17 protein-coding genes and 1 pseudogene are annotated in these 15,340 nt (G+C 40.7%); 8 read left to right on the plus strand and 10 right to left on the minus strand.

Translation table 11 applies throughout. The annotated features are described in order from the left end of the window. Complete coding sequence (locus RMY16_RS00425; protein ID WP_322734703.1) at positions 1-291, minus strand: helix-turn-helix domain-containing protein; 291 nt, start codon at positions 289-291, stop codon at positions 1-3. Between the two features lie 10 nt (positions 292-301). On the opposite strand from RMY16_RS00425, the gene RMY16_RS00430 reads away from it, so the two are divergent. Together RMY16_RS00430 and RMY16_RS00435 are read left to right on the plus strand one after the other, a co-directional pair. After that, positions 302-634, plus strand: coding sequence for a hypothetical protein (locus tag RMY16_RS00430; RefSeq protein WP_322734704.1), 333 nt, complete (start codon positions 302-304; stop codon positions 632-634). Between the two features lie 41 nt (positions 635-675). Further along, on the plus strand, positions 676-1,275 hold the full coding sequence (locus RMY16_RS00435; RefSeq protein WP_322734705.1) for a hypothetical protein: 600 nt from the start codon (positions 676-678) through the stop codon (positions 1,273-1,275). A 69-nt stretch (positions 1,276-1,344) separates the two neighbouring features. Here RMY16_RS00435 and RMY16_RS00440 read toward each other — a convergent pair whose 3' ends face one another. From RMY16_RS00440 to RMY16_RS00450, 3 genes are all read right to left on the minus strand, one after another. After that, on the minus strand, positions 1,345-2,031 hold the full coding sequence (locus tag RMY16_RS00440; protein ID WP_322734706.1) for a hypothetical protein: 687 nt from the start codon (positions 2,029-2,031) through the stop codon (positions 1,345-1,347). A 286-nt stretch (positions 2,032-2,317) separates the two neighbouring features. Further along, positions 2,318-3,343 carry an ABC transporter permease gene (locus RMY16_RS00445; RefSeq protein WP_322665859.1) on the minus strand — a complete coding sequence of 342 codons (1,026 nt, stop codon included), beginning with the start codon at positions 3,341-3,343 and terminating at the stop codon, positions 2,318-2,320. 249 nt (positions 3,344-3,592) lie between these two features. Next, positions 3,593-5,245 (minus strand): ABC transporter substrate-binding protein, encoded by a 1,653-nt coding sequence (locus RMY16_RS00450; RefSeq protein ID WP_322734707.1) that lies wholly within the window; start codon positions 5,243-5,245, stop codon positions 3,593-3,595. 536 nt (positions 5,246-5,781) lie between these two features. Between RMY16_RS00450 and RMY16_RS00455 the strand changes: the two genes are divergently transcribed. The 6 genes from RMY16_RS00455 to RMY16_RS00480 all read left to right on the plus strand — a co-directional run bounded on the left by RMY16_RS00455 (position 5,782) and on the right by RMY16_RS00480 (position 10,687). Beyond that, complete coding sequence (locus RMY16_RS00455) at positions 5,782-6,108, plus strand: hypothetical protein (protein WP_289795423.1); 327 nt, start codon at positions 5,782-5,784, stop codon at positions 6,106-6,108. A 134-nt stretch (positions 6,109-6,242) separates the two neighbouring features. Continuing rightward, positions 6,243-6,419: a hypothetical protein gene (locus tag RMY16_RS00460; RefSeq protein ID WP_322734708.1), complete on the plus strand. Its 177-nt coding sequence runs from the start codon at positions 6,243-6,245 to the stop codon at positions 6,417-6,419. A 142-nt stretch (positions 6,420-6,561) separates the two neighbouring features. After that, positions 6,562-8,091 carry a photosystem II chlorophyll-binding protein CP47 gene (gene psbB, locus RMY16_RS00465; RefSeq protein WP_322734709.1) on the plus strand — a complete coding sequence of 510 codons (1,530 nt, stop codon included), beginning with the start codon at positions 6,562-6,564 and terminating at the stop codon, positions 8,089-8,091. A gap of 111 nt (positions 8,092-8,202) precedes the next feature. Further along, positions 8,203-8,310 carry a photosystem II reaction center protein T gene (locus RMY16_RS00470; protein WP_084227385.1) on the plus strand — a complete coding sequence of 36 codons (108 nt, stop codon included), beginning with the start codon at positions 8,203-8,205 and terminating at the stop codon, positions 8,308-8,310. Between the two features lie 315 nt (positions 8,311-8,625). Further along, entirely contained in the window at positions 8,626-9,720 is a 1,095-nt protein-coding gene (locus tag RMY16_RS00475) for a 30S ribosomal protein S1 (RefSeq protein ID WP_322734710.1), read from the plus strand. 232 nt (positions 9,721-9,952) lie between these two features. Next, positions 9,953-10,687 carry an HAD family hydrolase gene (locus RMY16_RS00480; protein WP_322734711.1) on the plus strand — a complete coding sequence of 245 codons (735 nt, stop codon included), beginning with the start codon at positions 9,953-9,955 and terminating at the stop codon, positions 10,685-10,687. A 156-nt stretch (positions 10,688-10,843) separates the two neighbouring features. On the opposite strand, the gene RMY16_RS00485 is transcribed toward RMY16_RS00480, so the two are convergent. The 6 genes and pseudogenes from RMY16_RS00485 to RMY16_RS00510 all read right to left on the minus strand — a co-directional run bounded on the left by RMY16_RS00485 (position 10,844) and on the right by RMY16_RS00510 (position 15,284). Continuing rightward, on the minus strand, positions 10,844-11,164 hold the full coding sequence (locus RMY16_RS00485; protein WP_322734712.1) for a hypothetical protein: 321 nt from the start codon (positions 11,162-11,164) through the stop codon (positions 10,844-10,846). Between the two features lie 274 nt (positions 11,165-11,438). Next, a pseudogene (locus tag RMY16_RS00490) lies at positions 11,439-11,912 on the minus strand (DUF4231 domain-containing protein); the annotation flags it as partial. A gap of 132 nt (positions 11,913-12,044) precedes the next feature. Further along, positions 12,045-12,791, minus strand: coding sequence for a hypothetical protein (locus RMY16_RS00495; RefSeq protein ID WP_322665872.1), 747 nt, complete (start codon positions 12,789-12,791; stop codon positions 12,045-12,047). Positions 12,792-13,178: 387 nt separating this feature from the next. Beyond that, a complete protein-coding gene (locus tag RMY16_RS00500; RefSeq protein ID WP_322734713.1) occupies positions 13,179-14,282 on the minus strand; it encodes an AI-2E family transporter in 1,104 nt (367 codons plus the stop codon). Positions 14,283-14,411: 129 nt separating this feature from the next. Then, positions 14,412-14,846, minus strand: coding sequence for an NUDIX hydrolase (locus RMY16_RS00505; protein WP_094350476.1), 435 nt, complete (start codon positions 14,844-14,846; stop codon positions 14,412-14,414). Between the two features lie 21 nt (positions 14,847-14,867). Continuing rightward, the gene (locus RMY16_RS00510; RefSeq protein ID WP_322734714.1) at positions 14,868-15,284 is read right to left on the minus strand and encodes a hypothetical protein; all 417 of its coding nucleotides are present in this window, start codon (positions 15,282-15,284) and stop codon (positions 14,868-14,870) included. Positions 15,285-15,340: the final 56 nt, after the last annotated feature.

Raw genomic sequence — 15,340 nt, forward strand, 5'->3', positions numbered from 1 at the left:
CTACTGCTGCAAAACCCAACGGCGAAAAAGTTCTACCATAATCCGCCAGCTTCCCTGAATTTCCTCAACGACATCATGACGCTTCAGAGTATTCAGCGCTTCCTGTAAATTGGTGTCGTTCATACCTGTAGATTGAGCTAAGGTATCCAGACTTAGCCCTTCTGGGTGAGGTGCAAGTACTTGTACAATTGCTTGTTGACCCTCAGCACCCCGCGCCGCCTGACCCCAAACCCCATCAAAGTAGTAACGTCCCCGTTGGAAAAACTCAGGGTTATTGATAACTGCTTCCACGTCTTCGACTGTGAAAACTGGGTCACGCGATCGCCTCTTTCTCAAATCTGGAGATACTCTAAGATTATCAAACGTCTATTATTGCATACCATCTCAAACTCTACTCAATAAAGTAGAAATCAGAGGATATTTATTTAAACATGGAGTTGAGAGTTATAAAAATGGTCTTTTCACTCCTAGCACCTTCCCGATTTATGCTGCTTGTCATAATATTGGTAACTTCCAACAAACTTGGAAGCTTGAACCAGGACAGCACCGAGTTAGCATACCCATTATCAAATATGTTGGCAGCAACAGAATTGTAGACAATAGTTTCTACTTTAACTTGGATGTTGGACAGTAATTTCAGTCTTCTGTTTGAAAGGGAAAGCGAGTAATAGTTTTATGGCTTACAGCGAGTTTAGTTTAGCTAAAGCAAAACAAGAGTTTAGTTTAACCACGTTAGAAAAACGCGATCTTTTCGCTGTTGCTCCTGAATTAACAGCGAGTAATTTACTTGTAGAAACACTCAATTATAACCTCGATATTGCTTTAGGCAGTAATAGTGAAAAAGCTCGTTCTGAGTTAATTATTGCGCCAATTTTAGTTGATTTACGCCGACAACTACACGAACAAGTTAGTTTATTTTCTGGAGTAGATTTCACTGTTGATAATAGCAAAGGATTAAACGGCACTTGCGATTTTATTATTACTAAATCTCCAGAAATTCTCATTTTGACAGCACCAGTCATTACAGTTGTAGAAGCTAAAAAAGAGAATATTAATGCGGGTTTTGGTCAGTGTGCAGCAGAAATGGTAGCAGCGCAAATTTTTAATGAGCAAGCTGCAACTGAGATTCAAACAATTTACGGCGCAGTTACAACGGGCAGTATTTGGCAATTCCTCAAATTACAACAACAAACATTGACCATTGATTTAAGCGAATATTATCTCAAAGATGTAAATAAAATTCTGGGGATTTTAGCCAGTGGTATTTCTCAATAAAAGATCAAAATTGTCCAACCCAATAGTGACACAAAGGTTAATCCCAAGACTGTAATCACTGGGATTATGTCATGAATGGGTTTGTTTAGATTGTCTCAATAGCCGAATCAGTACCTTTCCTGTAATAATTGCATTTACAAAACCAAAAATAATTCCAAAAAGAGGGAATGGAACACCAAATTCAAAGTTTGAGTGATATAAGATACCGGAAAAAGAACCTACTGCTTTAAAAATTGCATTAAAAATAGGAGAGTGAAAGGCTATCATAAGTGCTACAGTCCAACCTAGACTCCAACTTAGAGACCAACTTACAGTACTAGTGATTATCCACAAGCGATTTACATAAAAATTCTTTCTAATTAAAAGATGTTGAATTATTCCAGTAATAATTCCTCCTACAGCACCTCCAATCGCACCTCCTATACTGCCTATTAAAAATGTCTGTGTTAGTTCATGATTAACTTGTAGCAAATTAATAAGAAATGCCCAATTAAAAAAACAAGCTACAACTGTAGAGATGAAACCTAAATACAATCCGGGTAAATTCGAGAGTATCCATAACCAACTTATCGTGGGAATTTTTTCTACAAGTAGTAACCACTGTGATAATCCAATTACAACACCAGGTAAAATAAACAGAATAAGATAGAAGGCTAAATTTGGTTTAAGTTGAACATTATCTATCAATACTCCTAAAATTAACCAGATTAAAAAACCTAAAAAACAATTAACAGTGTTTATAATTATCCATTCCATCAGAAATCTTTTATAACTTTTTATTATCATTTTTATATAAAAGAAGACATAGTAGTTTTTATGTTAGCTTGTGTGGTCAAATTTGAGTTTAATTTATTTAATTGAAGCTTTGATAAAAATAGTATTATGGCGCTTTTGAGTTGAGCCGAATATAGGCCTAACCCCCAGCCCCTTCCCTCGTAGGGAAGGGAAGTAAGATTCAAAGCCTTTCTCCTTTTAGGAGAGAGGTAAGAGTAAGCGAAAAACACTATATTTACGAATTACGAATCATTGTAATAATTCTTTACTAATATCGAATTCGCGGATCTACATAAGCATTTAAAATATCAATCAAAATGCTTGCACTCACAACGATCGCACCAAAAAAGACTAATACTCCCTGGACTGTGGGATAATCGCGATCGGCGATCGCTTGATACAATCGATTAGCTAACCCAGGCCAAGAAAATGTTACCTCTGTCAAAATCGCCCCACCTAACAGAGAAGCAAAAGTTAATCCTAAGACTGTAATCACTGGAATTAGCGCATTTTTTAAAGCATGAGAGGCTAAAATTTTATTTTCACCAATACCTCTGGCCCTAGCAGCTTCTACATAATCGGCTTGCAAGGTTTGCTTTAAATTCACTCGCACAATTCGCTCAAAAATCCCACTGAGCAAAATTCCCAAAGTGAGACTCGGTAGAGCCAGATGGTGCAAAGATGTGAAAAACTGAGTGAAATTTCCACCAAGCAAGCTATCAATTGTATACAATCCAGTCACAGTAGTTGGAGCCGGCAGATTGGGCGGGAAGCGGTTGGAATTAGGAAACCAACCCAATTGGACTGAAAAAATCAACTGCAAAAGCATTCCCGCCCAAAACATAGGGAGTGCGTAAGTGATGATACCAAATAGGCGCCCGCCGACATCAAAATATGTCCCAGGACGAGAAGCCGAAAGAGTCCCAACCGCAATTCCGACGATGAGTGCAACCGCCATACTACACACTGCTAATTCTACCGTCGCCGGGAAATATTGCCCAATTATGTCCCAGACATTTTGTCCGCGGCTCATTAAAGAAGTTCCCAAATCAAAGCGCAGTATACTTCCCAAATAATTTAGATACTGTAGCCACACCGGTAGGTTTAAACCGAGTTGTTTTCGCAATTCTTCTTTAGCAGCTTCTGGCGCACGTCCACCAAGGATTGCATCTGCTGGATCTCCTGGTGTTGCTCTTAGTAAAAGAAATACAATGGTGATGATCGTTAATAGCTGAAGTGGCGCAAGAAGCAAGCGAGAAACAATGTAATATTGTAAAGCTTTAGAACGAGACATATTTAGTTAGGAGTTAGGAGTTAAGAGTTAGGAGTTGATAATTTGCAGTTAGGAGTTAAGAGTTAGGAGTTGATAATTTGCAGTTAGCAATTAGGAATTAAGATAGACAGCTAGCTTGCAAAAATTTTTTAATTACTATATTTAGTGAAGTTGAACATCTTTATTTTGCTCAGAATCACATCCATGATTTTTTGACTTTTGCAACAAGTCTAATTCCTAACTTCTAACTCCTAACTCCTAACTCTCAACTTATTTTTTAAGTGTCTGGTAAAGCAAAATTTGGGTAGGGTTAAGTTTTACGCCATTAACACCATTTCGGGCAAATACATAGTCTTTGTTTTGCCATAAGGGAACGTAAGGTACATCAGTAGTTACTTGCGTTTGAATTTCGTTAAAAATTTTCTGGCGTGCTTCGGGGTTTTGTTCTTTGCGTTGACCATCAATCAATTTATTTATGGCTTCGTTATAGTAGAACGAACCCTGAGTTTGACTGCCTCCATCTTCGCATCCTTTAGCAACTGAACCTTTGTCACAAGATAAAAATGGCTGGACGTAATTATCTGGATCTAAAAAGTCTGGATACCAATCAAGTAAAGCTGCCGGATACAAACCTTTGGCAATGTCTTTAAAGAAGGCAGGCCCTTCCGCTTGGGTAACTTCAAATTGGAGTATTCCATCCATTTTGACATCCACAAGGGATTTGAGTGTCTGTGCTGCCAAACTACGAGTAGGTGAACTAGAAGGATACCAAACTTGTACTTTTGCAGGATTTTCTTTGGAGAAGCCAGCAGTAGCTAATAATTTTTTAGCTTGATCGAAGTTAGCATCACCATATTTATCTTTGAATAATGGCACAGAAACTTTAAATGTTGTGGGAATCATGCTATAAAGCGGATCTGCTTGACCAAGTAAGACTCGCTCATTTAAAAGTGGACGGTCAATTATGGATGCGATCGCTTGTCTTACCTCTAATTTATCTAAAGGCTTTTGATTCCGGTTTAATACTAGATAACTTACTACACTACCTTCAGCTGCGATCGCTTGCCAATCCCCTTTTTTACCACCTTCTTCTAAGCTCCGATTTTGATCTGGTTGCAGCGACAGATAAGCTACATCGATTGCCCCTGTACGGAAAGCATTAAACAAATTAACTGGACTAGTTTGAATTTGGAGATTAACACCCTTGTTAACTGGTTTTTCTCCCCAATATTTATCAAACGCATCAAATCGGATGGAATCAGTACCATACTGTCCTAATTTGTAAGGGCCTGTTCCCACAAAAATATTCGGCTTGAATTTACCAGCGCCGACTTCGTAAGCTTTTGGTGAAACGGCACACACTCCAGGAAATGCCAGCAGTGAGGGAAAAGCTGCAAAGGACTTTTTCAGCTTGATTGTCAACTCATACTCCCTTGTCGGTTTTATCGAATCTACTATATCAGCTAGTAAAAATGAGGGTTTTCCTTTATTTTCAATAAAGCGCTGGATGGTAAAGGCCATTGCTTGAGCATTGAAGGGAGTACCATCATGAAAAACTACTCCCTGACGTAAGGGGATGGTATAAGTTAAGCCATCTTGACTGACTTTGGGTAATGCTGTAGCTAGTTGGGGTTTAATTTCGGTGCTTCCTGGTTCGTAATTATAGAGGCGATCGCTCATATTAAACACCAAACCTAAAGCTGCTAACTCATAAGCATCAGCCGGATCGAGGGTTCTTGGCTTGGCTGTTGTACCGATAGTAATACGGCCATCACCTGTAAGGGTATTTACAGAACCAGATGGCGGCGTAGTTGACTGCGGACGAGGAGCGCAACTAACAACTAAAAATAAACATAGACAGAACAAAGATAGGAATTGTGTAATCCGACCCCACCGTTTCACGGACAAGGAAAACCAGGTCATAGCAGTAATATACTTGATATCAGCGGTCAGCAATTTTACTACATTTGTGACTCTTTTGCTGAATCTTCATAATTTATAGTGGTTATTGTTTTGAGGGAACACTCCGTTGCTATCTAAATTAAAAATTTATGGCGGATACTCAACTTCATAATTAAGTTAATTGCTACTGTAAGATGTCTACGACGGGCTACGCCTACGCACTATTTTGTTACAAAAATCATTAATAAAATACAAAATTTAATATTTAAGATTTATTAAGTATTGAAAAGTTTTTATTTAATTAGAATTTTCAACATTGGCTAAATTTGTCGTAAATTCATAGTTACTAGGAAAATAGGTCTTGTTAAGGTTTGACCTTAGCCCAAGTAGTGTAAGTTGAGATTTTAGCTCTTGCTGCTTGGGAACAGACACCGATAGAGCAGTTTATCGTCAAGATTAGCTGTATTCTCAAAAAGAACAGTGTTTGAACATTAGCGACTAAAGCGATCGCGATATCGTTAACAGCAGATTGAAAGTCTAATAGTGAGACTAAGACCGTGAAGTATTTCTTTCTATCTGAGGGATGGGCAGTTGCAAGAGTCTGGGCATCTGATGGACTCTGGCAAATAACTGCATGGCGACGTCAACCAGATATTCAGCGAATGAATATTTGTTTAGTCGAAGAAAATGAATTGCTCTGGCTTTATCGAGTTGAAGAAGCCGTTTTAACCGTGGAAGTCAAGCCAACAACACCAGTAATTGGTAGTCAGACCATCGGCCAAGTAGTACTCAAGCGTCTGATGAGCGCCGAACAGGTAATTGAACGCCTGGGTACAGCTGAGGCGAAGTGTCAACTGCAAAATATCCACTTGGTGGTTCAGTAAATATGGGGCATGAGAGGCAGAGGTGCGGAGGGGCAGAGGGGATAAAACTTACTAAAACTTCTCTGCTCCCCTGCTCCCCTTCTCCCCACTCCCCAGGTAAAGAAAAGATAAGCAAATTTCATCCCCGACGGGTATTGGTAGCGAAAAAACTTGGAGATGCTACGCGATCGCATCAATTTACACGCTTGCAAACAATTCCATCAATAGTTACACTTTTTAAAACATTCTCATTTTTGCTTGGCGATGGCTACCCTAACATAGGTAAACCTCCCGAAGCGAGTAAGCATTGCCAAAGCACCCACGCTGTCTGACTTATTAAGACTAAGCTGTGGTGATACTCTGGTGGCAATAACAAAAAACAAGAGAGAGTTTTATGAGTGGCGATCTTCGTCTCTCATAACCTCAGTAAGAAAATTGCTTTGTAAACTAACTCATCGAGGAGGAGCGTAGTCGATGGGACTACCCTGGTACCGAGTACATACAGTCGTTCTGAATGATCCAGGGCGACTGATTTCTGTACACCTAATGCACACAGCCTTAGTAGCAGGCTGGGCTGGTTCGATGGCACTCTACGAACTAGCTGTTTTTGATCCTAGTGATTCAGTTCTCAACCCGATGTGGCGTCAAGGGATGTTCGTCCTACCCTTTATGGCACGTTTGGGTGTTACCCAATCTTGGGGTGGTTGGAACGTTACTGGTGGACCATCAACCGATCCTGGCTTCTGGTCATTTGAAGGCGTTGCTGCCGCTCACATTGTTCTTTCCGGTCTGCTGTTCCTAGCCGCCGTATGGCACTGGGTTTACTGGGATTTGGAACTCTTTAGAGATCCCCGCACTGGTGAACCCGCTCTCGACCTGCCAAAAATGTTTGGCATTCACCTGTTCTTATCTGGTCTACTTTGTTTTGGATTTGGTGCTTTTCACGTCACCGGACTATTTGGGCCGGGGATATGGGTTTCTGATGCTTATGGTATAACTGGCGCTGCCCAGGCAGTAGCACCAGAATGGGGACCAGATGGTTTTAACCCCTATAACCCTGGTGGCATTGCGGCTCACCACATTGCTGCTGGTGTTGTTGGTATTATTGCAGGCTTATTCCACCTGACAGTTAGACCCCCCGAACGGCTATACAAAGCCCTACGGATGGGGAACATTGAAACAGTACTTTCTAGCAGTATTGCAGCAGTCTTCTTCGCTGCTTTCGTTGTTGCTGGTACTATGTGGTACGGTAACGCTGCCACACCCATCGAATTGTTTGGCCCTACCCGCTATCAATGGGATCAAGGCTACTTCGGTCAAGAAATTCAGCGCCGCGTCCAAACTAGCGTTGCTGAAGGTGCAACCCTTGAGCAAGCTTGGTCGCAGATTCCTGAAAAATTGGCTTTCTACGATTACGTCGGTAATAGCCCCGCTAAAGGCGGTCTATTCCGTACAGGGCCGATGGTGAAGGGTGATGGCATTGCTCAATCTTGGCAAGGTCACGCCGTATTCAAAGATTCTGAAGGACGGGAATTGACCGTGCGTCGTCTCCCCAACTTCTTTGAAACTTTCCCAGTGATTTTGACTGATGCAGATGGAATTGTCCGCGCTGACATTCCCTTCCGTCGGGCAGAATCTAAGTATAGCTTCGAGCAATCTGGTGTTACCGTTAGTTTCTACGGTGGCAATCTGAATGGTCAGACCTTTACAGAACCAGCTGATGTGAAGAAGTACGCTCGTAAGGCTCAAGGCGGTGAAATCTTTGAATTTGACCGGGAAACCTTGAACTCTGATGGTGTATTCCGCACCAGTCCTAGAGGTTGGTTTACCTTTGGACACGCCGTATTTGCTCTGTTGTTCTTCTTTGGTCATCTCTGGCATGGCGCTCGGACAATCTACCGAGACGTATTTGCTGGTGTTGATGCCGATCTTGAAGAGCAAGTTGAGTGGGGTCTGTTCCAGAAAGTGGGTGACAAGTCAACCCGCCGGAAAGAAGCCCTTTAATTTCAGTGCTGAGTAAAGAAGTGCTGAGTTCTGAGTTAAGCCTCTGACTCAGCACTCAGCACTCAGCACTCAGAACTTTAATTACTGGCTGGATAAAAAGGAAATCGTAATATGGAAAGCGTTGCGTACATCTTGATTTTTACTCTGTGTATAGGTACTCTCTTCTTTGCGATCGCATTTCGCGAACCCCCTCGCTTTGAGAAACCAAAAGATAAGTAGATCCTATCCACAGACTTTTAAGCGGATTTAATCTTAATATCCGTTGCTACTAAGTATGGTGGCAACGGATATTATTATGTTTGTTATTTGTAATTTGTCCTTTGTCTTTTATGTTGCTTCTGACTATTAACCAATGACCAATGACTAAATGTTGTGATATAATTTCCAATCTTGGGAGTAGATATGTGTTAATGCTAGCTTTTCTGCGCTAGGATGAAAAAGGATGTTTTGTGTAAGCTGCCATAGTACTGCTTACATAGCGCATCGCGCTTGTCGCACCACCTTTACGGAGACTAGAACCAGGAACAAATCAGCATGGTCAATCAGAATTTAACCGCTACAGAAATTGGATTCACTCACGAAGATTTCGCTGCTCTACTTGACAAATACGATTATCATTTTAGCCCTGGCGATGTTGTCCCAGGAACAGTTTTCAGTATAGAGCCGCGCGGCGCTCTGATTGACATTGGTGCTAAAACCGCAGCATATATACCCATACAAGAAATGTCTATTAACCGGGTGGATAGCCCGGAAGAAGTATTACAGTCAAACGAAACACGCGAATTTTTTATCCTTACTGATGAAAATGAAGATGGTCAATTAACCCTTTCCATTCGCCGTATTGAATATATGCGGGCTTGGGAACGCGTGCGACAGCTGCAAGCAGAAGATGCGACTGTCCGTTCTGGCGTATTTGCAACCAATCGCGGTGGAGCATTGGTACGAATTGAGGGATTACGTGGCTTTATTCCAGGTTCCCACATCAGTACCCGCAAACCTAAAGAAGAATTGGTAGGTGAGGATCTGCCATTGAAATTCCTAGAGGTAGACGAGGAACGTAATCGTCTCGTTCTATCTCATCGTCGGGCGCTAGTTGAGCGGAAGATGAACCGCCTAGAAGTCGGCGAAGTAGTAATTGGTACTGTTCGTGGTATCAAACCCTACGGTGCTTTCATCGACATTGGCGGTGTCAGTGGTCTACTGCATATTTCTGAGATTTCTCACGAACATATTGATACACCTCATAGCGTGTTCAATGTCAATGATGAAGTGAAAGTTATGATCATTGACTTGGATGCAGAAAGGGGTCGCATTTCCCTATCTACCAAGCAGCTAGAACCCGAACCCGGCGACATGATTAAAAACCGGGATTTGGTTTACGATAAGGCGGAAGAAATGGCTGCTAAGTATCGCGAACAGCTATTAGCCAAGCAGCAAGGTGCTACTGCTGCGGCTACACCTGCGGAAGTTCTTGCAGACGAAGATATTCCATCAGCAACAGAACTTGACGAAGATATTCCGCCAGCAGCAGAACTTGACGAGGATATTCCAGTAGTTGCGGCAATTGAAACAGAGATTCCAGCAGCGACGGAAATTGAAGAGGAAATTCCAGCAGCTATTGAAGACTAATAGATTTTTTATAGTTTTACTTGTCTTGGAGTAAGAGTATCAAATCATTTTATAAAGAGGGTTTTTCCCTCTTTTTTTATGTGGAGAATCGGTGAGAGTGAAGAGTTGGGAGACGCGATTGATTAATCGCGTCTGTACAAGAGGTGGGAGTAGAGACGCGATTAATCGCATCTGTACAAGAGTTAGGAATAATAACTCTTAACTTTTAACTAAATAAGTGGGGTGAAATATTATGGCAACCATTCAATGTAGAAATATCACTTTTGATAATATCCAAGCAATTTTGTTTGACAAAAACGGTACTCTAGAAGATTCAGAAACGTATTTGCGATCGCTAGCACAAAAAGCAGCAAGGTTAATAGATGCTCAAATCCCTGGAACTGGGGAACCCCTATTAATGGCATTTGGCATCAATGGCAATTTTCTAGATCCCGCAGGTTTAATATCAGTAGCAAGCCGCCGTGAAACAGAAGTTGCGGCTGCGGCATATATTGCCGAAACAGGAAGAGGATGGTTTGAATGCTTAAAAATAGCCCGTCAAGCCTTGGATGAAGCGGAAAAATACATTGGACAAACTCCTTCACCACTGTTTGTAGGTAGCCTAGAAATTTTGAAATACCTGCGGGAGGGTGGGTTAAAACTTGGCATCCTCTCGGCTGCGACAACTCAAGAAGTACGTAATTTTGTAGCCAATCACCAGTTAAGCGATTATATCCAGTTGGAAATGGGAGTAGATGAGGGGCCGAGTAAACCAGATCCCGTGCTATTTTTGCAAGCTTGTCAAGCTTTGGGAGTTGAACCGAATGCTACCTTGATGGTGGGTGATGCAGTTGGTGATATGCAAATGGCACGTAATGCTAAAGCCGCAGGTTGTATTGGTATCACTTGGGTAGGTAAACCAGATAATGTCCGAGGTGCGGATGTGGTAATTAATCAACTTGATGAAATCAAGATTTTAGAGGATTAATTTAATGTGAGTTCGATGAACTCAAAAAACGGCAGTTGGGGCGTTTTCTGCCACATTAGTTTTCAGATGGCATAGAAATCATCTACGTCACAGAATTTCTGTGTGAAATCAATCAAGATACTATAGTGTCCATCTATACCTGAGAGTAATACCAATTCAAAAAATGTTTGCGACAAATAAGGCATTTAGGATGAAATCATAACCAGTCAAAGAAGCAGCAATTTTAGGAGTCAGTTCAGCTAGAAGTTGAGCAACCTTGGTTGGTAGATGCTCCAGGTTATCAAATAACTCCCATTTCAGGTCTTGCTTGAGATGTTCCCAGACGCGCTCTATGGGGTTAAGTTCAAGAGAATGGGCTAGCTGAAACAACAGAATGATGTTCTCTGGAATTTGTAAAGGTTTAGCTTTATGAAACAAGCCGTTATCAACTTGTAGAACGCTGAGTGAGTTGGGATAACAGGCAGCGAACTTATTCAAAAATTGTTGGTAGCATGTCCATTGTCTTGACTTGATTATAAATAAACACTGGCATTTCTCTGAAGCACTGATGTTTGTAATCTTTACAAGTTATACTTTTTAGTTTTTTTATACATTTAAATTACGTTAATTTATTGCAATCATAACAAGTCCATAAATAATCAAAACTGAAGTACCCCGATTACTATACTGGACTTTATTTCTAACTATTATTATGTTTTGATTTAACAGAAAAGAATTTATTGAATCAATTTTATACTTAGTCTTTCTTCTCTTATAAATTGATTGTTTTTGTATTTTGGGGAAGGATATATTCTTCCTGACTATGTTTTTCTTCTTTCTTTTCTTGTACAACTTGAGTGGCATATATTTCCACATCTCCCTGAATAATATCTTCTACATGACTTGCAAATAGATTAAATGCCTGTTCGTGGCTTGGATAAATACGATAAGGGCCAGTCAACTGTGAGAATTGCCACCCTTGGGTTTTCAAAGACTCAACTGTTAGGCGATAGTGTCGCCAGCGTTCTCCATAGTGAAAAAACTCTTCAATGGCAGCACTGATAGCAACTAATTGGCTCAGACCAAAAGTTGACCATATAATGATATTCCTATTGCTATTGTTAGGTTGAAAATTAGTGTTAATATTTAGACTTACCAATGCTGGAAGAATTACACCACCAATAATCGTTGTTATCCGTAAAAAATAATGGCGATCGCGCGATAAATTTGCTTTACTTTCCATCCAGAGTACTTGGTCTAACTAGCGCGATCGCAAAAAATATTTTTGCATATCACCTAAGTTAATCTCTGCAAATAATTTGTTAAAATCTTCTTTTAAAAAATCGTGATAACTATCTTTTTTTGCCATTTTTTACTCCTAATTAGAAAGTAACCCTTTAATTACTTTGCCTAAATTCTCAACTCCTTTCTCTATGTCGAGTAAGTCGATGTATTGTAATGTACCAGATTTAGCTAGCTTTTTGGCTCGTTCATCACTAGCCTTTCCACGCAAAGCATCTGCAAGTATATCTGCGGTTCTACCACTACCAGCAATCACAATAACTAACCTTCCACTATCAACGCTAGAAAACGCATCCTTAAAGGTAATTTCGCCACCGTTTAAGAGTAGTGTCATCGAAGGTGCATCATTGGCCAGCATAGTCGCAACGCAAGATATCCAAGGAGACTCGTCGCCCCAATCATTACCAGGAACTAGCACGAAATGAGTATGGTTTGGCTCTAAGGGTATTAAATCAGCAGCAGTTTCCGAATGATTAGGTAAAGCCACTTTGCTTTCGGGTGTCACACCAACCAAAGCAAACTTAGCACCTATCTGGGTACGAGCCGCACCCATCATTCGCATAATTCCTACATCCGTACCTCCATCCACGACATAAGCCCCTAAAGTTTCAGCAATGGGGGCTAAAACTTCCACAAACAACCGTTGAATTCGGAGAAAGTCAGCTTTACTGATGTTACTTGCACCCCCCACTACTACTAAAACAGGACGCGAACCGCCAAGCCCTATTTCCTCAAGAGCATTTGGCAATTCTGCTTGCTGCTTAACTTGAGTAGCTAATGCTGTTTGCCCATTATCAAAGGTAAGTTTTAAACAACTTTTCATTTTTTAAAAATACTGACTGCTTAGGTTTTCCAGCGTAGTGCTTCGCAGTCATTTTCTGCAAGTGTTGTATTTCGTTCTCACATGAAGAATAAGGAATTTTATGATGTTTTTGTAGGGGTTGCCCGTTGATTAATGTGCTACCAGATTTGCTCTTATATGTAAATAGCGATGCTTGCTGTGGTAACAGAGCTTTGTTATTTGCGTAGTGTCTCGTAGAAAAGTGCAGACTACACTTAATATTCAAGTTTTTTACGATAATTTTACTTACTGGAAAATTTTTGATGCACAAATTAATAGCTTCTTGTTTGTTAGCATCATAAATTAGAATTTTGCACTTTATTTATGGGCAAAATCACCAGTTTGTAAATTAATCGGAATGATTGGATTTTAACTATAAGTTCCTGCTCTATCATTTATTACCGTAACAGGTTCTGACTGTATATCCTCTATCTTATTAAACTCTCCAGCTCGCCAGCTATCTGTTATATCCTTGATAAAACTGGCAATCGGGATCGCAATTAACAAACCCAATACTCCTCCCAACTTTGCGCCCAGCAATAAAGAAATTACCACCCACACAGGATTTAAGCCAGTCAAATTGCTGAGAATTCGAGGTGCAATAATATTAGAATTAATTTGATCGATCGCAACAGCTACACCTAAGACTTCCACCCCTAACCAAAAATTTTGCAGCGCTACCAACAAACTTACTATGGCGATACCGACTCCTGTACCAAAGGGGAAAAGTGAAAATAAGCCAATACCAATACCAAACAATAGAGCTAAGGGAACTTGCAGTGCTAAAAATACCAGTGTAATTGTCACCCCTAACACAGCTCCCAATGTTGCTTGACCGATGAAGTAATTGTGGAAATCCTCTCGCAGTAATTCCCGTACTCTTGACCCAATATTAGGAGGAAACCACTGAAAAATTCCGTCCCAAAGACGTTCACCATTCAATATTAGGTAGATAGTCAACACTACTGCCAGCAGCACATTGAGGACAATACCAATGGTATCGACAGCAAAACCAAGAATTCTACCAGTGAAGGACTGAAGTTGGTTAGATAATCGTTCCAGAACTTGGGTGAATAAACCACTTAAATTAATCGGAAGTTGCTGTTGGCTTAACGCCCAATCCTGAAAAGCTTGGAGTTGCTGAGTACCAGAATCAATCCAACTAGGCAAAATATTAGCCAGTTCAACGAGCTGTTGAATAATCAGAGGAACCAAAGTGATGCCTAAAGCTACTAAAACCACCAGAGTTAAAAGCAACACTCCTCCGATCGCTAAGTTGGGTTTTACCCCTTGTTCCTGGAGAAACTGGATTGGATAATTCAAGACAAAAGCTAGCAGGATGGCGGCAGCAATAATGCTAACTAAGGGCTGAAAATACTGTATAACCTGGAGCAATAGCCAGCCGTTGAGAATGGCAATGGGAAATGCCAATCCTATAGTTAACCATCGCGGCAGTTTGTTTGCTGATTGCATTAGTGATGACCTCATAAGAGTTCGTTCTAACTTTATTTTGGCTTCTAGGGGTGTGAAGAATGGGGGACGAGGGAGTAGGGGAAGAAGAATTAATAATCAATGTCCAATGACAAATGACTTATCCCCAAATTATGTTGGATTTTTCTCAATAAAATCCAACATAATTTTTTGATGCATTGCCCCTAAAGGTCGCACTTCGCCAGCATTTTGTGAATAACAGTTACCTTGGCGAATATCTTCTGGCGTAAATAACGCCATATCCCAACCCTCATTCAGAACCAGTTGATTTAATTCCACCAAGAGTGGTGCATGAAAGACATGACGGACAACTCTTTCGTTGGGATAACAGCCAAATTCAACAAAAGGTGGTAAATTATAGCCGATTTCTTCTAAAATTTCTCGTTTTACTGCTACATCCGGCGTTTCACCAGGTTCGATGTGTCCACCAAACAGCGCCCAGTAACCAGGGTAGAGAATACCGGGGATGTTGTCACGCAGTTGCATAAGAAACTTGTTTTTCTGGTAGAGAATTGCGATCGCTACGTGCACCTGTTGATTGTTCATGTCTTTATTTTTAATTGCGGATTATTCTTCTTCTAAATAAACTTCCCCCAATTCTTTGCCAGCTAAGGGAATACTTCGGTAGCGAACTTTACCCTTAATTACAACTTCTGAACCTTCACCCAGATTTTTTTGATTGGTGACTACCCAAATTTTGCCTGTTGAGTCCTTAATTTTATAAGCCCACTGTTTGATCAGGGGAGCTTGCTTTTCTACCTGACCTTGGATGTAAACTATAGCCTGATTGTCTTGTTTTGGTTTAATTTCTTCAATTGGAGTGACATTTGTACCAATTTTTAAGCCAGCACCACGCAAACCAGGCGATGTCAAGTTACCACAACTACAAAGTCCTGTTATCAGAAAAAAAGTCAACCCCAAACGGTAAGGAACAATACTGTGCCCGTACAAGAACGAAAAAGATAAATTTCTTATTTGTCGCATAAAAGCCACCGATTTATTTATTTTGGGCATTTGGCACAAGAGGCAGAGGTGCAAAG

Source organism: Nostoc sp. DedQUE12b (assembly GCF_034530835.1).
Lineage (GTDB): Bacteria > Cyanobacteriota > Cyanobacteriia > Cyanobacteriales > Nostocaceae > Nostoc.